The 17,970-nt window shown below is 67.4% G+C and carries 15 protein-coding genes and 1 tRNA gene; 10 read left to right on the top strand and 6 right to left on the bottom strand.

Annotation, left to right across the window (positions count from 1 at the left end; translation table 11 throughout):
* The first annotated feature begins 2 nt into the window (after positions 1 to 2).
* From DXK32_RS04445 to DXK32_RS04435, 3 genes are all read left to right on the top strand, one after another.
* On the top strand, positions 3 to 551 hold the full coding sequence (locus tag DXK32_RS04445; RefSeq protein ID WP_162801073.1) for a hypothetical protein: 549 nt from the start codon (positions 3 to 5) through the stop codon (positions 549 to 551).
* A gap of 1 nt (position 552) precedes the next feature.
* Entirely contained in the window at positions 553 to 1,629 is a 1,077-nt protein-coding gene (locus DXK32_RS04440; protein WP_205215644.1) for a restriction endonuclease, read from the top strand.
* Positions 1,630 to 1,740: 111 nt separating this feature from the next.
* Positions 1,741 to 4,152: a DUF4011 domain-containing protein gene (locus DXK32_RS04435; protein ID WP_205215643.1), complete on the top strand. Its 2,412-nt coding sequence runs from the start codon at positions 1,741 to 1,743 to the stop codon at positions 4,150 to 4,152.
* 2 nt (positions 4,153 to 4,154) lie between these two features.
* Here DXK32_RS04435 and DXK32_RS04430 read toward each other — a convergent pair whose 3' ends face one another.
* Positions 4,155 to 4,697 carry a hypothetical protein gene (locus DXK32_RS04430; RefSeq protein ID WP_247876971.1) on the bottom strand — a complete coding sequence of 181 codons (543 nt, stop codon included), beginning with the start codon at positions 4,695 to 4,697 and terminating at the stop codon, positions 4,155 to 4,157.
* A 26-nt stretch (positions 4,698 to 4,723) separates the two neighbouring features.
* Positions 4,724 to 5,764 carry a hypothetical protein gene (locus DXK32_RS04425; protein WP_114857432.1) on the bottom strand — a complete coding sequence of 347 codons (1,041 nt, stop codon included), beginning with the start codon at positions 5,762 to 5,764 and terminating at the stop codon, positions 4,724 to 4,726.
* A 175-nt stretch (positions 5,765 to 5,939) separates the two neighbouring features.
* Between DXK32_RS04425 and DXK32_RS04420 the strand changes: the two genes are divergently transcribed.
* Both DXK32_RS04420 and DXK32_RS04415 read left to right on the top strand, forming a co-directional pair.
* A complete protein-coding gene (locus DXK32_RS04420) occupies positions 5,940 to 8,213 on the top strand; it encodes a DUF3320 domain-containing protein (RefSeq protein ID WP_114857431.1) in 2,274 nt (757 codons plus the stop codon).
* 204 nt (positions 8,214 to 8,417) lie between these two features.
* On the top strand, positions 8,418 to 9,752 hold the full coding sequence (locus DXK32_RS04415; protein ID WP_114857430.1) for a DUF445 domain-containing protein: 1,335 nt from the start codon (positions 8,418 to 8,420) through the stop codon (positions 9,750 to 9,752).
* 183 nt (positions 9,753 to 9,935) lie between these two features.
* On the opposite strand, the gene DXK32_RS04410 is transcribed toward DXK32_RS04415, so the two are convergent.
* From DXK32_RS04410 to DXK32_RS04400, 3 genes are all read right to left on the bottom strand, one after another.
* Entirely contained in the window at positions 9,936 to 10,811 is an 876-nt protein-coding gene (locus tag DXK32_RS04410; RefSeq protein WP_114857429.1) for a replication initiation protein, read from the bottom strand.
* Positions 10,812 to 11,386: 575 nt separating this feature from the next.
* A complete protein-coding gene (locus DXK32_RS04405) occupies positions 11,387 to 11,635 on the bottom strand; it encodes a hypothetical protein (RefSeq protein ID WP_114857428.1) in 249 nt (82 codons plus the stop codon).
* 25 nt (positions 11,636 to 11,660) lie between these two features.
* Positions 11,661 to 12,221 (bottom strand): helix-turn-helix domain-containing protein, encoded by a 561-nt coding sequence (locus DXK32_RS04400; protein WP_162801072.1) that lies wholly within the window; start codon positions 12,219 to 12,221, stop codon positions 11,661 to 11,663.
* 277 nt (positions 12,222 to 12,498) lie between these two features.
* Between DXK32_RS04400 and DXK32_RS04395 the strand changes: the two genes are divergently transcribed.
* The 5 genes from DXK32_RS04395 to DXK32_RS31985 all read left to right on the top strand — a co-directional run bounded on the left by DXK32_RS04395 (position 12,499) and on the right by DXK32_RS31985 (position 17,456).
* Positions 12,499 to 13,272: a hypothetical protein gene (locus DXK32_RS04395; RefSeq protein WP_162801071.1), complete on the top strand. Its 774-nt coding sequence runs from the start codon at positions 12,499 to 12,501 to the stop codon at positions 13,270 to 13,272.
* 225 nt (positions 13,273 to 13,497) lie between these two features.
* Positions 13,498 to 14,964, top strand: a complete 1,467-nt coding sequence (locus tag DXK32_RS04390; protein WP_114857425.1) for a DNA-binding protein — start codon at positions 13,498 to 13,500, stop codon at positions 14,962 to 14,964.
* Positions 14,951 to 15,298, top strand: coding sequence for a hypothetical protein (locus tag DXK32_RS04385; RefSeq protein ID WP_114857424.1), 348 nt, complete (start codon positions 14,951 to 14,953; stop codon positions 15,296 to 15,298). Before DXK32_RS04390 ends, DXK32_RS04385 begins: the two co-directional genes overlap by 14 nt.
* A 31-nt stretch (positions 15,299 to 15,329) precedes the next feature.
* Positions 15,330 to 15,782, top strand: coding sequence for a relaxase/mobilization nuclease domain-containing protein (locus DXK32_RS04380; RefSeq protein ID WP_114857423.1), 453 nt, complete (start codon positions 15,330 to 15,332; stop codon positions 15,780 to 15,782).
* Positions 15,783 to 16,022: 240 nt separating this feature from the next.
* On the top strand, positions 16,023 to 17,456 hold the full coding sequence (locus tag DXK32_RS31985) for a hypothetical protein (protein ID WP_162801070.1): 1,434 nt from the start codon (positions 16,023 to 16,025) through the stop codon (positions 17,454 to 17,456).
* A 341-nt stretch (positions 17,457 to 17,797) separates the two neighbouring features.
* Here the strand turns inward: DXK32_RS31985 and DXK32_RS04365 are convergent.
* Positions 17,798 to 17,891, bottom strand: a tRNA-Ser gene (locus tag DXK32_RS04365).
* Positions 17,892 to 17,970: the final 79 nt, after the last annotated feature.

Here is a 17,970-nt window from a genome sequence, read left to right as displayed (position 1 = left end):
GCATGTTCGGATGGACACGCCGCAAGCCCGCCCCGCCGCCCCTGCCCCCGCCATCGCCACCGCCGGTCAGCCAACGGGATGTGCTCGCGCGTTGGAAAGCCGAAGCGGCGACGTCTCCCTACGCCCCCGCGATCGCCCTGGGCGTCGCCGAGCCCGCGACGAGCATGCCCTACGCGCTGGCGATGACCGACGCCAACGGCGTGCCCGATTGGGTCGCTCCCTGCACCCGCGTGGCCGGCAATGTCCTGATCGCCTGGGACCAAGCGATTCCGGGCCTGAGCCTTCCCGACCCGTCCGGGGCGTCGGTCTATGACGCCTTCACCGCGGAACTTCGCCGGCTGTCCCGCTGGATCGTGCCGCTGTCGGACACCGCCTACCTGATCGGCACCACGCAGGACATCACGCCCATCCATCGTGAACTTGGCGACCGGCTGGGTGTCATGAGCCGTTCGCTGACCGTGGTCGATCTCTTCACCGGCCGCGCCATAGGCTGGGACGCCCGGCGCGGCCTGATGACCGTGGTTGAGCCGGCCCGCCCGCAAGAGGACTGATATGCCCCCCAAGACCTGGATGGTCCGCGCCGGCAAGCGCGGCGCGCTGATCGACCGCTTCCGCAACGCCGGCCGGGTGGCGATCGGCTGGGCGGAACTCGGTTCGCTGGCCGCGGTCGCGGACCGGCCGGCGATGGTCGCCCTGGTGCGGGCGCAGTGGCCGGACTGGAATGCCTACGAAGTCGGGAACAACGCCGGCCAGCTTCATCGCTTCCGGTCGGAGCTCCAGGCCGGCGATCGGGTGATCTCCTACGACCCGGACGGCCGCGTCTACCATGTCGGCTCGGTCGGCGGCGGCTACTCCTTCGAACCGGCCTTCGACCCCGACTACCCGAACGTCCGACCGGTGGCCTGGATCGGCATGGTGCCGCGCGATGCGCTGAGCGTGGCGGCCAAGAACTCGCTGGGCTCGGTCACCACCGTGTTCCAGGTGCCGGCCGACACGGCGGCGGAACTCGACGCGCTGCTCGCCGCTCCAGAAGACCGAGCGACCGTGGACCTCGCCGCGTCGGTCCATGCACGAGGCGACGCGGGCGGGGACCTCGCCGTCGGGCCGGCGCCCTCCGCCACCCCGGTCGACTCCGCCGCGGAGGCCGCCGCCGAACAGGAACTGTTCGAGGATCTGGAAGCCAAGGCTCTGGAGTTCATCAAGGACCGGCTGGCGAAGCTGAGTGCCCGCGACATGGAGCTGTTCGTCGCCGGGCTGCTGCGAGCCATGGGCTACAAGACGCGCGTGTCGCCGGTCGGCCCCGACCGCGGCCGCGACATCTTCGCCTCGCCGGATGGGCTGGGGCTCGAGGACCCCCGCATCTTCGTGGAGGTGAAGCACCGCAGCGGCGCCATCGGGGCGCCGACGGTCCGGTCCTTCCTCGGCGGCCGGCGGCCGGGCGACCGCTGCCTCTACGTGTCGACCGGCGGCTTCGCCCGCGATGCGAAGTACGAGGCCGACCGCGCGGCCGTCCCGCTGTCCCTGCTCGACCTCGACGACCTCGTGGCACTCGCGCTCGAACACTACGATGCCCTGGACGTCGAGGCGAAGCGGCTTCTGGCGTTGAAGCGGCTCTACTGGCCGGCGTAGGACGGCGCCGGCCCAACGATCGATCGCATCCCAAAAAGCGTGTGTGATACGCTTTGGCTTCGCGCCAAAGAAGCGACAAACACGATCTTTCATACCGGGGCGGCGATTATCATGAGCGACAACAACGAAGCAGTGCTGGATGTTGTGATGGATCGGGCGCCGGCGGAGGCGCCTCCGCCCGTCCGCATCGAGGCGACGTTGACGCCGCGTCTGAACCTCGCCTTCCATCAGAACGCGGTCCCGGTCCTGCATGAGCTGGTGCTGGTCAACGACGGCGACGCTCCGCTCGAGGCGGTCGAGCTGACCCTGACGTCGGAACCCGCGTTCGTGGCGCCCAAGACCTGGCGCATCGACGCCGTCCCCGCCGGCCAGCGCTACCACCTGCCGAAGCTCGACGTCACGCTGGACGGCGCCATGCTCGGGCGGCTGACGGAGGCGGAGAGCGCGACCGTCACCATCACCGCCGCGGCGGCCGGAAACCCGGAGCCGGTGGCGCGGACCGAGCGGTCGCTCGAGCTGTTGGCGCGCAACCAGTGGGGCGGCGTCGGCAACATCCCCGAGATGATCGCCGCCTTTGTCCAGCCGAACGACCCGGCCGTCGAGCGCGTGCTGAAGAAGGCCGCCGACATCCTGCGGCAGAACGGCAAGAGCGGCGCGCTGAACGGCTACGAGGGCGGGCCGAAGCGGGCCTGGGAACTGGCGGCGGCCGTCTGGGGCGCGGTCGGTGCGCTGGGCCTCGACTACGCCCTGCCGCCGCCCAGCTTCGAGCACGCCGGGCAGAAGGTGCGTGGACCATCGCAGGTTCTCGACTCCGGACTCGCCACCTGCCTGGACTCGGCGCTTCTGTTCGCGGCGACGCTGGAGCACTGTGGCCTGAACCCGCTGATCGTCTTCACGCGGGGCCACGCCTTCGCCGGCGTCTGGCTGCGGCGCGAGGAGTTCACCACGCCGGTGGTCGACGACGTGACGGCGCTGCGCAAGCGGGCGAAGCTGAAGGAACTGGCGCTGTTCGAAACGACGCTGGCCACCCATCGTCCCTGCCCATCCTTCGCCGTCGCCGCCGACCACGCCTTCCGCCAGATCGAGGAGAGCGTCGAGGACACGTTCGAACTGGCCGTGGACGTCCGCCGCGCCCGTCTGCAACGCATCCGCCCACTGGCCAACGCCGAGGCCACGGTGACGGCGGACCACGCGGACGCGGGCGTCGAGGCATCCGAGCCGCTGTTCGCGGAGCCACCGGCCGACCTTCCCGAGGACCTCGACGACGCGGCGGATGATGCGGGGCCGGCCTCGCCCAAGGACCGGCTGGAACGCTGGCAGCGCAAGCTGTTGGACCTGTCGCTGCGCAATGCCTTGCTGAACTTCCGTGCCGGCAAGCGCGCCCTGATCTGCGACGCTCCGGACCCCGGCCTGCTGGAAGACCTTCTCGCGGAAGGCCGGTCGCTGCGCCTGCTCCCCCGGCCGGCTCTGATGGACGGCAACGACCCGCGCAGCCAGGCGATCCACGAAGGGCGGACCCTGGAGGATCTGCACCGCCAGCACGCGCTGGAGGCGCTCGGCCGCAACGAGGTGCTGGTCGGGCTGAAGGGGGACGACCTCGACGCGCGCCTGACGGAGCTGTACCGCACCGCCCGCGCGGCGATGCAGGAAGGCGGGGCGAACACCCTGTTCCTGGCGCTCGGCTTCCTGTCCTGGACGCGCGACGCCAAGGACGCGAAGCGCCATCGGGCGCCGCTGATCCTCATCCCCGTCACCCTCCAACGCAAGAGCGTGCGGTCGGGCTTCAGCCTTGTCCTCCACGACGACGAGCCGCGTTTCAACCCGACGCTGCTCCAAATGCTGCGACAGGACTTCCGCCTGACCATCCCGGTCGCGGAAGGAGATCTGCCACGCGACGACAGCGGGCTGGACATCGCCGGCATCTGGAAGGCCGTCCGTCAGGCGGTGAAGGACATCCCCGGATGGGAGGTGACGGAGGACGTGGTGCTGGCCACCTTCTCCTTCGCCAAGTACCTGATGTGGAAGGATCTGGTCGACCGGACGGAGCAGCTGAAGCAGAGCCCGGTCGTCCGGCACCTGATCGAGACGCCCCGCGACCCGTTCCCCAGCGACCTGGCCTTCCCGAACCCGCGCGACCTGGACGCAACCCACGGGCCGGAACACACCTTCTGCCCCCTGCCCGCCGACTCCTCGCAGCTGTCCGCCGTGATGGCGGCGGCGCGCGGCAAGAACTTCGTGCTGGTCGGCCCGCCGGGCACGGGCAAGAGCCAGACCATCGCCAACCTCGTCGCCCAGTTCCTGGCAGAGCGGAAGTCGGTCCTGTTCGTGTCGGAGAAGATCGCGGCGCTCGACGTCGTGTACCGGCGCCTGCGTGAGGTCGGCCTCGGCGAGTTCTGCCTTGAGCTGCATTCCAGCAAGTCGCGCAAGCTCGACGTGCTGGACCAACTCCGCCGCGCCTGGGAGGCCAGGAGGAACGCCGACACTTGGCACAAGGAGGCCCAGGGACTAAAGGCGCCTGCTTGAATTCACTTATCAGGCCAAGCTTGAGGTTCGCCAGAACCAATTTTTCTTAATCCAGCCGACCGTATATCAGCCACCTTCTGTACAGATGCCTTTGCCTCGGCTTCCAGCTTGTCTCGAACACCAGAGGCATCGATCAGTACTTTCTGAAGCTTGACGATGTCATAGTCACGCCAGATTACATAAGCCATCCGAGATATGCTCAAAGCTACTAGGCCACCGACCGCTGCCGATACCCCGCGCCCGGTCCACGCGGACCAGGAGGCCGCCTCCATCTTGAAGGGGGCTAGCGATACCAAGGCCGCAATCAGAACCGCTTTGATCCCGACGATAAAGGCATACTCCCGCGTCAGATCGACGATTGCAGAGGTGAGCCGTGACCTTTCCTGAGGTTCCAGGCTTTTCCAGTCGAGGGTCGGCATGCCGCGATTGAGCCGGACTAGGATCGCGGCCAGCATGATTGACAGGGCGACGATCATAGGCTGGAAAGCATCGAATAGGCGCGTCAACGGCACCACCCAGCCGAACAATACGGCGGTGGCCAACACGCCCCCTATCGTTGCCTTCCTGACCATCAGGCCTCTATCTTCCCATCGCGAACAAAACGAGAATACACCTCTTGGAGTTGGTCAGCCACGTTATCGAATTCAAGAATGCTGCTGCCAGCATGCGGTTGGTTAAAGGGCATGCGCGTTCGAAGGATCGCATCCTCATCCGACAGCTTTCCGTCCTTGCCCTCGATCTGCACCTTATCGTCGGTCAGGTCAGCAAGATCCTCCGCCAGCTTTCGCAGCTTTTCCCGTGATTCGGCCGTTCGTCGGCCGCGCACCTTTACCGCGGCCTCCACAGCCAGATACTCGCTCGGCCCCAGGCTATCAACCAGCGCATCAGTTCGTTCACGTCCGAATATGATTTCCGCGACCTTGCGAGCCGTCTCGGTGTAGAACGCGCGGTCGGTCACCGTCCGTGATGTTGCGACGGATTTTGGAGGCGGCTCATCCCCAGCCATTACCATGATCGGTGACGCCGATTTCCCGCTGACCTTCAGGCGGGTGATGTCGCCAATATCGCCCGTCACTTGCGTCCGGTCGAATTCAGCCTGAAGCGCAAAGCTGGCGTTGACATCCAACGCCGAAGTCCGAATCTTGAGAAGCCAATCCATGTAGACATTCAGGATATCTGCGGTCATGGATTGAGTTTTGACAAAAAATAGATGATTTCCGATCACAAGCCAGTAGCAAAGCCCACGAATGAACTTTGAATTGTTGGGAGCTGCCCTTTCTGCCAAGTTAAAGATTTCGGCCTTGGTTATGTTGGAGAGCTGAACCTTCGATGTCTGCATTTCCAGAAGCGCCTGGAAATCCTGTTTCTGGAACAGACACATCTCACCGAACACGGCGCTGGAGAGGTCGGCCACCTTGTTCAGCACGACTTGCCGTTCAGCCGCATCCGACAAATCAAAGAAGCGGTCTTGCGCCCGCTCCCACAAAGCGACTCCTGAGGTGTCCACATGACCAAGCGCAGTGCGGCACAGACTTTCTAGCGTGCCCCCTTGCAAGCCGGCGCTGCCAGGGTCGAAACGGCGATAATGAACCATATGATACACGGTCGGCATCTTGCTTCCCTTAACCCATGTCAAACCTGACTGCCCGAAGCTCGCCATGCACCGCATTAGCGGACGCAAAAAGCAAAGCAGAACAATCTAAAGGAAATTTGAAAGCCGTAAAAAGTCAAGTTCCGCGGTGTCTCGTTTTCTTTCGCCATTTTCGATTGGCATCCTCCTGGAATGGATGTCCAAAAGTCTGAAACGCTTCACCGACCTCACCCGCGCCCACATCCGTGCGGGGCTCTGCGCCGGCCTGCCGGACCAGGACTCGGTCGGCAAGAGTTCGGAATGGGGCATTCTCCGGCGCGAGATGCAGAAGAAGCGCGCCCATATGCCCCTGCGCGAACTGATCGGCCGGTTGCCGACGGCGGTGACGAAGCTGGCGCCCTGCCTGCTGATGAGCCCGCTGTCGATCGCCCAATTCCTGTCCGCCGAGACCGCGCCGTTCGACGTCGTGGTGTTCGACGAAGCCTCGCAGATCCCGGTGTGGGATGCGATCGGCGCCATCGCGCGGGGGCGACAGGTCGTCATGGTCGGGGATCCGAAGCAGCTCCCGCCGACCTCCTTCTTCGACCGCGCGGAGGCTGATGAGGATGACGACGGCGATGTGGACGGCGACCTGGAAAGCATCCTCGACGAGTGCCTGGGAGCCAACCTTCCGGCCCGCAGCCTGAACTGGCACTACCGCAGCCGCCACGAGAGCCTGATCGCCTTCTCCAACCACCGCTACTACGAGGGCGGGCTGGTCACCTTTCCATCGCCGGTCACCGACGATCGTGCAGTCAGCCTGCATCTCGTCGCCGACGGCACCTACGAAAAGGGCGGCGCCCGCATCAACAAGCCGGAAGCGCGGGCGCTTGTCGCCCATCTGGTCGAACGGCTGAAGGACCCCGCCTTCCGCGCCGCCGGCCTGACCGTCGGCGTGGTGACCTTCAACAGCGAGCAGCAGCGGCTGATCGAGGACCTGCTGGACGAGGAACGGCGGAAGGCGCCGGAGATCGAGCCGCATTTCGCCGAGGACGCGGTCGAACCGGTGTTTGTGAAGAACCTGGAGAGCGTTCAAGGCGACGAGCGCGACGTCATGTACTTCTCCATCACCTATGGCCCCGACTTGACCGGCGCGGTCTCGATGAACTTCGGCCCGATGAACCGGGACGGCGGCGAGCGGCGCCTGAACGTCGCCGTCACCCGCGCCCGGCACGAACTGCGCGTCCTCTCCAGCCTGCGACCGGAACAGTTCGACCTCAGTCGCACGGCGGCGCTCGGCGTCCGGGACCTCAAGCACTTCCTCGAGTTCGCCGAGCGTGGCCCGCGGGCGTTGGCGGAGGCCGTCCGCGGCAGCGTGGGGGAACACGAGAGCCCCTTCGAGCACGCCGTGGCCCGTGCGCTCGCCGCGCGCGGGTGGCAGGTTCAGCCTCAGATCGGCGTCTCGTCCTTCAGGATCGATCTGGGCGTGGTCGACCCGGACGCCCCCGGACGCTTCCTTGCGGGGATCGAATGCGACGGCGCGACCTACCACCGGTCCGCCACCGCCCGCGACCGCGACAAGCTGCGCGAGCTGGTCCTGCGCGGCTTGGGGTGGGAGATCGTCCGCATCTGGTCGACCGACTGGTGGCACGATCACGACGGCGCGCTGGATAAGGTCGATGCACGCCTGTCGGCCCTGCTGGAAGCGAGCCGCGCGCGGCGCGCGGAAGAGGTCCGGCGGCTCGAGGAAGCCGCCCTGGACGCGGTGGCCGCAGCGGACGGCACGACGACCGTCGAGGCCGCGGTGGACGCGGAGAATGTTGCGCCGCCCTCGGATGACGTCGGGCAAGACGATCAGAACCCCAAGGGCACGGGACATCGTCCGGCCGACGACCTGTTCCAGGGCTCCGACCTGATGCAGCCATCCGTGGCCTATGCCCGCAACGCGAGCGCCGAACCGCCAACCGACGTGGATGGCCGGTTCTGCGAGGCCGATCCGAGATCGGTGGTGCGCGCCGTCAACCCGGACGCCTTCTTCGACCGGGAGTACACTGCCCCGCTCCAGGCGATGATCGACCACGTCATCACTGTGGAGGGACCGGTCCGCGACGACGTTCTCGCCCGCCGGATCGCTCGCGCGCACGGCTGGCTTCGCACAGGTTCCAAGATCCGCGACCGCGTCGTCACTCTGGCCCGCGCTCGCTTCCCGATGGTGCAGGAGGAGGTCGGCGCCTTCTTCTGGCCTGCCGGCGCGGACCAGACCCGTTGGCCGTCCTTCCGACGCCCGGCCGGGGACGAGCCCCGGCCTGTCGATGAGATTGCCTTGCCGGAGCTGGTTGCCCTGGCGAGGGCCGTGAAGGACGAGGGCATCACGGGCGAGGACGCCATCACCGCCATGGCCCGTGACGCCGGTCTACAGAAGCTGCGCGCGGCCAGCCGTGATCGCCTCCGCCGTGCCTGGACCATGGCTTCCTCCGTGGAGGGCCAGTAGGCGTCAAAAAGACTCTGGCCCGAACCCCTCCTCTCAGATGGTCACGATGTCGTTGCGCTCGAGAACCGGGATACCAGCCCGCAGAATGAGAACCTTCCCTGATGGCAGCAGCCACCTTCGCCGTTTCGAGTGAGCGGAGGCGCCTCCCTTTTAGCACCAGCAATGTGATCCACAACTTATTATAGAGAAACAAGAGAGAGATAGATGGTTGCGGTGATCGAAGACGGACTTCCGGACGAGCAGCCAATGGCGCTGCGGCGAATGAAGATGGTGGCCACGGGAGCCCTGGCCGCGGCCGCGGCGGGTTACGTCGGCCTGACATTCGTTCCCGGAGATGGCCTTTTCCTCGGTGCGGCGAGGGCGGCCACGGAGGCCGCGACCGTGGGCGGCCTCGCCGACTGGTTCGCTGTCGTGGCCCTCTTCCGGCGTCCGCTTGGTCTGCCCATCCCACACGTCGCGCTGTTGCCGAACAACAAGGACCGCATTGGCCGGAGCCTTGGCCGGTTCGTTCGGGACCACTTCATCGACCCGGACGACATTGCACGCAAGGCTGCGGAAGCCGATTTTCCCGGACAATTCGCCGCGTGGCTGGACAGCCCTGAGAACGCTCAGATGCTGGCCGACGAAGCGGCGACCCTGCTGCCGCAGTGGGTCTCGTCGTTCGATGACGCCGTGCTGAAGGAGCGCCTCAGGAACGAGGTCAAGGCCCTTGTCGCCGACATTGATCTCGTTGCGACGGCCGATGATGTCCTCATGGCCCTCATCCAGCGGGGCGAACACCTCAACATCGTCGACGAGGTTGCTGACTTGGCGCTGGACTGGATCCGCAGCGAGAGGGGAGAAATCGAACGGCAGGTCAACGCGAAGGTCGTCGCCTACATGGCTTCCTGCTTTGACGGATATGTCGCCAAAGCGCTGGGCGTGGATACCAAATGGCTGATGGACGGTTCAATAGCTCGAACCGTTTCAGGGCCCATTGCTGACGGCATCGTACACGATGTCGAAGGCAAACTCCGGGACGTCAAGGATCCATCACGGCCGCTCCGCCCCCAGTTGCACGCGCTCGTCCTCGAGCACGTGCAGAAGCTCAAGGCGAATGAGGCATGGGCAGCAAAGCTGGAGGGCATCCGGACACACATGATCGGGCACCGCGACTTCGACCAGCACTTCGAGGCCATATGGTCCATGCTGCGGGAGCGGCTGGTGCAATCACTGGAGCACTCCCGCGAAGACGTCGCCGCGCTCGCCGCGGAACAGCTGGCCGGGCTCGCCGAGCGGCTGCGTGCTGACGAAGGACTCCGAGGGCGCCTGAACGCTGCCGTGCAGTCGCTGGTTCGGGACGGCGTTGCCCAGCACCGCGGGAACGTTGGCGAACACATCGCCGGCATCGTTGGCAAATGGGATCCGAAGGGAATGGCAAACCTTCTGGAGCTTCACGTCGGGCGCGATCTGCAGTTCATCCGTCTCAACGGCACGATCGTTGGAGGGGTGGCCGGGATTGGCCTGTTTCTCGTCCATCGTCTGTTGCTCGCGATGTGACCCTCCGACAAGGCATCGTCAAGTCAACGCTGCTTGCGATTCTGTTGAGCACGGCTCTCCCGAGGAGTTGACGCGCCAAGACCAATGCGCAGACATGGGTAGGGCGGCAACCATGGTCCAGGCGATGGAGTCCTGGACCTTGACGGCGCGGCGCGCGAGGTACACACGAGGGAGGAATGGTCGTCACATGCCGCCCGAACCGGGGACGCCGCCCCCGGCGACCGGGACGGCGCCGATGGGTGCGGCGGCGTCGATCTCCATCGGCACACTCTCCCCTGTCGCCACCGCGCCTGCGGCAGGCTTTCTGACGACATGGAAGGCGACCACCGTCACCTTCCCGCCGCGCCCCTTCGTGGCCTTCCCCGCCCGTTGAAGCGTGGCGGTAACATTGAAGGGGGCATGGGCGCTGATGTCACTCACCGCCGGCTCGATCGCCCGGCGGAGGACGTCACCGAAATTGGGCATCTGCGTGTCGAGGCCGAGAAGCCGGCGCAGAACGTCGACGTCGACCTCCCAGGTCCACGCCTTTCTCTTCCGGCTGGCATGGCGCTGGAGGATTTCGTACAGGATCAGGGCGTACTTCGACTGGAACCTGTAGACGATTCCAAGGCGAATGCGCGCGTACAAGCTGGGATCGGCCAGCAGCGGACGTAGAGCTTTCGGAAACTCGTAGAACAGAACATCAGCTGCCTTGGAAAACCTCATGTCGCCCAGCAAGCTGGTGATGTGCGTCCAATCGGAATTGTCCGACCCCAGCGCGTTAAACTCCACCACCTGTCCCTTCAGGCGCTTGAGGCTGTCCTTGATGCGCGCGTTGTGCTTGTGGGGCGTGGCGCCGGCGGCGGCGGACAACTGCCGCAGATCCGACAGGCGAATCGTGTGCTCTTGCTCGAGATGGATGGTCTCGTAGGCGTTGGCCAGCAGGGCGTTGTAGAGGCGACGATCGGCCAGGGTCAAACCCATGGCTCCCGTCATCTCGACGAGGCCGATTGCCTTCGGAAAGCTCGGATCCGTGGTGAGATCGAGCGGCTTCCCGGTGACATGGTACTTCTCGGCCATCGAATGCCCACCAGCGGATTGAGGTGCTCCGCCGAGTATGGGGACGGCGCGCAACGAGACAACGCCAGCCCCCAGGATGTCGCAATAACTCCCCCGAAATGTCGCATAAGCCCTTCAAGCCGCCCCCCGGATGTTGCAATAGCGACCAAAATCGACCGCTAACTCATTGCATCTACGCCATTTTTCATTGCCTAGGACGTATTGAGCTCGAGGACTTTGGGGTTAGAGGACACCCCTATTATTGGCGACCGCAGGTCGCCCGCCGAAGGCGGAACAAGGAGGGGGTTTGGGGGAGGATGGCGCGATGGTCGAAGACTTATTGACCATCCGCGAAGACCAGGAAATTCAATGGGTTGCGAAGAGGCTTTCCGGGGTCTTATCCAGCCGAGGGACTGAGGCTGGAAACCCTGTCCGAGAGACGCGAGGTCGGCCGGCGTCGCCCGAACCTCGCAGCGTCGGATCGTGAACAACGGGAAGGGCTTGCTGCGCCGCCGTCCGGCCCACTCCCGGTCGCAGCGACGGCGGCCTTCGCAGTTCGGACCACCGGTCTACAGGGGCCCCGAGGCGCACAGGGCCTAGCGCCAGAGGATCCCCGCCTGATCCTGAGAGGTCAGGGCGAGGAAGTCCGGGCTTCGATAGGCGGCGCAAATGGTCGCGATCGCTTCCGCACGGGTCAGTGAGCGGTCGAGCCGCTCACTGGAATCGTAGAGCCCATCCGCCGTGAAGCTGTTGACGAGGACAATGATCCGCTCGAGCGACACGGTGATGGTCTTCGCCGAGCGGGGGCCATCGAGGTGAATCAGAATGCAGCGGTTCGGCTTCATCGGGTGTCCCTCCCGGTGGTGAGGATCAGTCGGCGTTGCCCAGGCACTCGACGAGGCCGTCGACGGGCCAGGGCGCGCGCGGGACGCCCCGATGGGCGCGCCGGACGCGCATGACCGTGCTGACGGAAAACCCGACGATCGTTGCGATCTCCCGAACCACGACGCCGGCCGCGGACAGAGCGACGATCTCGGAAACGCGCCCCGGCGTTGCCCGGACGTAGGCGCGGAACTCCGTGCGCGGTCGCGACCGCGTATCGCCGTTGTCCGACAGAGCTTCGAGAAGAGCGGCGACCTGCAGTACGACGCCACTGTCGAGCCCGTCCCGCAGCAGGGTGACGCGCACTCCAGCTTCCGCCGCACGGCGCAACGACGCCAGCGCCGCATCGGCAGTGTCGCCGAGATCCCGAACGCCTGGAACGAGCAGATCGTCGCCTTCGGCGAGGGTCGCGAGCAGGAATTCGAGACCAGCCTGATCGGCGCTGCTGTCGTACAGGACGAGGGCGCCGGTGATCGTGGCATGCTCGTCGGGCAGGTCGGCCGGCGCCGACATCGGGCAGGCGCGGGAGCGGATGTAGACGACGCGCATGGAACCTCCTGTCGTGATGACGGCGGCCGATCCGTGGATCGGCGCGGTCAAGACCCGGAGGCTGACGGTCATATGGGGGCATGCCCGCGGGACAGTTCCCAGAAACTGTGCGGTCCCGCCGGGGTTCATGCGACGCGCGGCCGCCGCGTGTAGGAGTGGCGATCCTCGAGGCCGATCCGGCATAGAAGCTTCCGGCGGCCATCCGGCTCTCGTTGCCCTGCTCCCTTGCCCCGCCGCCGGCATTCCGCCGGGCACCGACATGGGCACGGAGACCGCCATGCTTCTTCCCTTCGCCCCGATCGCTGCCGCACACGCCTCCGCCCGCCATCGTCCGGGTTCCCTCGTCGGCGATGCTCTGTCCCTGCTGCGCCATCCGAGCCACCTCGGAAGCTGGCTTCATGCCAACCGCCTCGCCGAGATGCTGGCAGCCACTCACGCTCCCCACCGCGCCGGGAAACGGACGCAGCAGATCGCCAACGAGTTGCGCGCCAAGCTTCTACCGCCGGCTCGAAGCGGACGCTACGCGGACATCGAGGTGCAACCGGGCTCTCTCATTCGCGCGATCTCGTTGGCGGGCACCGGGGCCCCAACGGCCGCCCCTGGCGCGCCCCGCCCGCTGTCGCGCCACGAACGCCTCCAAGGACTGCTGGCCGGCTTCCATCTGCTGAAAGGCGATACCGTCTTCCTGCCGCGGGGCGATCGTGGTCGACATCCTGGCCTGCAACATCGCCTGACCGGCACTCTCCCCAATCTGGGAGACGCAGCGGCCGACCGGAGCCTCGCCCAGGTCGACGTCGTCGTGCTGCGCGCCGGCCAGCCCTTCCGCCTGTACGAGATCGAGACCAGCGCCGGCAAGGCGACCAAGGCTTTGGTTCGGTTGAGCGACGTCTTCAAGACCGCCGGCCAGCCCCCGGGGGGACTCTTCGTTGCGGTGCCCAATGGGCAGGTCGACCGCCTGCGCCTCGAGCTTGAGCGTCCGACCCTGCGCGGACTGCGCGGCGTCGGCCGAATCCTGCCGTTCGCCAGCGTCGAGGACCTCCTCGGCCCGTGATGCTTCGCGGGACCCGGAAGGGCGATGCGCTGGATGGGCGGTGTCCCCATGGCCCGCACACCTGAAGACGCGATGCCCGTAGGGAACCATATGGCCGTAGGGAAGGCGCCGTAGCCTACGATCCTACACCCCTACACCGCAGCCGACCGTGGCGTAGGGGTGTAGGGGTGTAGGCTACGGCGCCGGCCTCGTCCCTGGATCATTCGATGCAACCGGGAAGAGATCATGGCGCAGAAGGCAACACAGGCCGCGGTGCAGGCCGCCTACCATACGCTCGTCGCACAGGGTATCCCGCCGACCTACGATGCCGTCCGGAATCGGATCGGCGGCGGCTCGATGACCACGATCAACCGCCACCTGCGCGAGATCGCCGCCGCTTCGTCTCCGCCGACGCCGCCTTCTCCGGTGCCGTCCTCTCCGCTGTCGGAAGAGGCGCCGGTCGAACTGCCGCTGGAGTGGCTCCAGGTTGCGGATCAGCTGTCCCGAACCTTCGCCGACATCATGACCCGGACGATCGCCGACGAGCGGCAACGGGCTGCCCAGCTTCTCGCTGCGGAGGCGGAGGCTCGGGCTGCCGGCGTCGCCGCGGCGCGAGCGCAGACCGAAGAGCTGCGGCGCACCCTCGAGGAGAGCCGGGGGCGGACCGACGCGGACCTCGACGCCGCTGCCGAAGAGGTGGAGATGCTGCAGGGGATCATCGCCACTCTGCTGGCCACGGTCGAACTGGAGTCCTCCGACGATCCCGACGATCTGCGCGCCGCCGCCGCCCACGCGGTGAACCGGATCCGTGAACTGACCGGGACGGCGGCGCGTATCCCGGCTCTGGAAGCCGAGCTCGAGCAGCGCATCTCCGACATCCAGACGGCTGAGGCCCGCATCGCGGACCTGCAGGACGCCGCCAATCGGGCCGAGCGTCGGCACCAGGAGCTGCTCGGGACCGCCTCGCACGTCCCGACGCTGGAAGCCGCCGTGCAGGCTGCCGAGGCCCGCATCGCCGAGCTGTCGGCCCAGCTCGTCGCCAGCGCCGAAACCGCCGGGCGTGCCAACGCGCTGGGCGAGGTCGTCGTCCAGCTGACCACCGCGATGGCCTGCGCCGCCGCGCCGCCGGCGGCGCCCCCGGTTCAGCCCCGTTCCCGCCCGGCGAAGCGCGCCGCCGCCACCCAGCGGCGCGCGCAGAGAAGAACCGCGCCGCTGTCCCTCCGGAGCCGGGGACGACCTCGGCCGACCAGCCCCTGGCCAACCTGGTGCTGGCCGCGCCGTCCCCGGCCGACGGCGGATCGTCCGACGCGCCGCCGCCGCTCGCGGCCGCCTGACCCTGAGGACGGCGTCGGCACCTCAATCGCCGCCGCTGTCCTCACTGCAGTCCCGATCGTCCTTCTCCCCGTTGCGCCTTCATCGTCGGCCGCCATCTCCCCCCTCGTCCCGCCCCTTGGGGCGGACGGCCAGCCATGCGCGATTTTCGCCCCAAGGGGACTCCAACTCGCGCAGGCCGGCCAGGGGCTCCGCCCCGTGGACCCCGCCAGGGAGGGCCAGCCCTCCCGTGGACCCACCCGCCGGAGAGGCCAGCCTCCCCGGACCCCACCGCGAGGAGGCCGCGATGCCGAAGACACCCCGACGTCCCGCCCGCGACGACAGCGGGAGCGAGCAGCGCGTCAGAGCCTGTCAGATCAGCTACCGCGTGTCGGCGGATGAGTTCGACCGGCTCCAGCGCGCCGGCGAGGAGCGAGACCTGTCGGCGGCCCAGTTCGCGCGCGCCGTTGCCCTGTCCTCCCAAGGACAGGCCATCCCGAAGGTCCGCCGCGCCAGAGCGATCGCAGCACCACCGGAACTTCAAGCGGCGCTCCCCCTCCTCGGCGCTCTGCAGAGCGACCTTCGGCATGTCCGTACGCTCCTCAACCAACTGGCGGCGCGGGGCAACGCCGGCGCCGTCAGGCCGGCCATGGACGGCTACGCGAAGGCCGAGAAGGCCGTTCTGGAGCTGGCCGAACGGATCATCGCGGCGGTGTCGGGGAAGCGGCCCTCATGATCGTCAAGACAACCCAGCGCGGTGACGCGGCTTGGCTCTCCACCCCCTCACCCGGACCGACGCCAACGAGGCCGCGACGATCATCGACGGGCGCGGCGTGGTCGCGCTGGACGTCCATGTCGCCCTGCGCCAGTTCGAGGCGCAGTGGCGGATCGCCAACTCACGGGCGCGCGACTTTCTCGTCCACGCTTCCATCTCGCCCGCCCAGCCCCTGTCGAATGATCAGTGGGCCGATGCCTGGGAGTTCTATGAGGAGCAGCATGGCCTCTTCTGGCAACCCTACATCGAGGTCGAGCACGCAAAGCCGGGGGACTCCGGCCGGCCCAGTCACCGGCACCGCGCCTACCTGCGCATCCGCCCCGACGGCAGAGCCGTCCATCTTGGGCATTCCTTCCAAGCGAACGAGGTCGTCGCGCGGCTCTGCGAGTTGAGTTTCGGGCATCCGCTGACGAAGGTTGCCCACAACCGGGCTGTCGTGGCCTAACTCGAGCAGCACGGCTACAGCGACAAAGCCGAACAACTCCGCGGCCTGACCGAACGGCGGCGTCCACGTGCCGGCCGCTCGGAAGCCAAGGCGCAGCAGGAGAGCCGCTCGGGCTCCCGCAAGGCGACCGACGCCGAGTGCGCCGCCGCGGCGTGGCGGCTCGCCGACAGCCCGCAGGCGCGCCGCGCGGCCCTGGCCGAGGCCGGCTTCATCCTCGCCCGGGGCGATCGGCGCAACGCGGTGCTCGCGGTCGACGCCGCCGGCGAGGCCTGGGCGCTCCATCGCCTGCTGGCGGCCGGCGAACGCGGTGCCTGGACGGCGGCGCGCGTGCGCAAGGATCTCGAGGGCGTCGTTGAAGCCTTGCCGACCGTCGAGGAGCTTCGCGGCCGCCTGCGCGAGGGCGTGGGCCTGGAGAAGGTGCGGTCGCCCTCCGAGGTGACAGGCGGGCTCCCCGTCCACCTTGTCACGTCACAGGCGGAACGGAAGAAACCCGTCGCGCCGGCGCCGGCCGACGACGCGGACTCTTACTGGCCGACCGAGCCCGACGACGTGACCCCGACGCGGCCGTCACCGGCGCCGATCGTCTGCCGGCTGGGTGCCGGCGCCTCGGTGCCGACGGCATCGAGAGCCACCACTCCCGGCGTTGGTGAAGTGGCCAGGGAGACGGCAGAGGACGTCCTGCAGACGGAGCAGGTCCAGTCCGCCGTCGCGCTCCCGCCGACGTTCCCGGCCGGCGCCACCACCATGGCGCCGCCGTCGGAGAACCGGCACGAAAGCGGGCACAGCGCAAGCCGCGCGCCGGCAACGGTTCGCGTCGCGGCACCGGTTCCCCGACAGGCAAGGCCATTGGCGGAGGACAAGGCTCCCCGAATGGCGGCGTCGGCGTCCGCCGACCAGCCGTCCAGCAACGCCGCGCTCCGGAACCGCCCCGCACCGGCACGGGATCGTCACGCGCCGCCCGCGGGTCGGAGTGGAGACCACACAGGATTCCGAAGCCGATCGCTGGCCCGAGTTCCGGCGCAAGACCATGGTTCGGCCCGCCCGCCAGCCTCGCACAGCGCACAGCACCAGCCGATTCGACCGCCGGCTTCCGGTCGGTCGGAATGGGGAGACCAGCGGCGCCCCAGCGTTCCGCCTCCATCGTCCGTCCCAACGCTGGACGAAGCTTGCCGGCGCGAGGCTCACGACGCCAAGACTGCCGCCCGCCGAATCCGGGACCTGACAGCGCGGGGATCGCGCCCGCCGGCACCCGCCGACGAAGCCCCCTCCCCCGTCGAGTTGGCGCTCGCCGATCGACTCGGCTCCTACGTCGGGGCCCTTCTGCACTGGTGGAAAGCCCGCAACGTCGACACCAGCCGCGTCAAAGACGCTCAGGAGCGCCTGAGCCGGGCGTGGCAGGATCTCGTCGCGGCGGCCCGGCTTCTGCTGCGCCGGAACGGCGGAAGCGGCACGACCGAGGAAGCGTGCGGCGCTCTGACCCAAGCGCTCATGCGAAGCCACCCCGAGGCGCGCACGGCCCATGACCGCTGGCTCGACCGGGCCTACCAGCCGGCGGCCGTCCCCGCTCCCGAGGCCGATCCTGCGCCTCGCGCGTCGAATCTCTTCCGGCGTGTCGCCACCAGCCTTGTCCCACGACAGAGCGAGCCCCCGGATCGAACGCCTCTGGGGGAGTAGGTCGGCCGTTCGGGTTGCTGGCGGCCCTCCCTTTTCACGACAGGAGAATGCCGGGCGTCAGCGAATCGTCGTTTCGGCCTCGGCAAAGTTTTCGGCCGGTCCGCTGGATCGCTCGGCAACCATCGAGGAACCGGCGCCCCGACTGAGGTCCTATCGACCGTTCATTCGAAAGTGGCGGAGGGACGCCCGCAGGACCGCTGGCGAGAGTCCCGCCGCAACCCGAACGCGCCTTGCATGGCGCGGCCAAGCGCTTGATCCGGTACACAAATCCGGTACACTGAGAGGCAAGGCATCACCTCGCCGTCGCCCGAAAATGCCGGATATATCGCATTTGAGGAAAATGGCGGAGGGGATGGGATTCGAACCCACGATAGGGGTTTGAGCCCCTATAACGGTTTAGCAAACCGCCGCCTTCAGCCTCTCGGCCACCCCTCCTACCGGGTCGGCGCTCTGTGGCGCCGCTGGCGTGGGGTGGGTTCTAACGATCCGGATGAAGCCTGTCAACGCTTACTCA

It is taken from the genome of Azospirillum brasilense (assembly GCF_003349955.1).
GTDB lineage: Bacteria > Pseudomonadota > Alphaproteobacteria > Azospirillales > Azospirillaceae > Azospirillum > Azospirillum brasilense_B.
This window is presented reverse-complemented; position numbering and strand designations above follow the sequence as displayed.

What these genes read in the sequence shown, in the direction of transcription:
- DXK32_RS04405 (WP_114857428.1), bottom strand. Translation starts at nt 11,635, where the DNA reads ATGAAGCCGAACCGCTGCATTCTGATTCACCTCGATGGCCCCCGCTCG.
- DXK32_RS04395 (WP_162801071.1), top strand. Translation starts at nt 12,499, where the DNA reads ATGCTTCTTCCCTTCGCCCCGATCGCTGCCGCACACGCCTCCGCCCGC.
- DXK32_RS04435 (WP_205215643.1), top strand. Translation starts at nt 1,741, where the DNA reads ATGAGCGACAACAACGAAGCAGTGCTGGATGTTGTGATGGATCGGGCG.
- DXK32_RS04400 (WP_162801072.1), bottom strand. Translation starts at nt 12,221, where the DNA reads ATGCGCGTCGTCTACATCCGCTCCCGCGCCTGCCCGATGTCGGCGCCG.
- DXK32_RS04415 (WP_114857430.1), top strand. Translation starts at nt 8,418, where the DNA reads ATGGTTGCGGTGATCGAAGACGGACTTCCGGACGAGCAGCCAATGGCG.
- DXK32_RS04420 (WP_114857431.1), top strand. Translation starts at nt 5,940, where the DNA reads ATGTCCAAAAGTCTGAAACGCTTCACCGACCTCACCCGCGCCCACATC.
- DXK32_RS04410 (WP_114857429.1), bottom strand. Translation starts at nt 10,811, where the DNA reads ATGGCCGAGAAGTACCATGTCACCGGGAAGCCGCTCGATCTCACCACG.
- DXK32_RS04425 (WP_114857432.1), bottom strand. Translation starts at nt 5,764, where the DNA reads ATGCCGACCGTGTATCATATGGTTCATTATCGCCGTTTCGACCCTGGC.
- DXK32_RS04445 (WP_162801073.1), top strand. Translation starts at nt 3, where the DNA reads ATGTTCGGATGGACACGCCGCAAGCCCGCCCCGCCGCCCCTGCCCCCG.
- DXK32_RS04390 (WP_114857425.1), top strand. Translation starts at nt 13,498, where the DNA reads ATGGCGCAGAAGGCAACACAGGCCGCGGTGCAGGCCGCCTACCATACG.
- DXK32_RS04440 (WP_205215644.1), top strand. Translation starts at nt 553, where the DNA reads ATGCCCCCCAAGACCTGGATGGTCCGCGCCGGCAAGCGCGGCGCGCTG.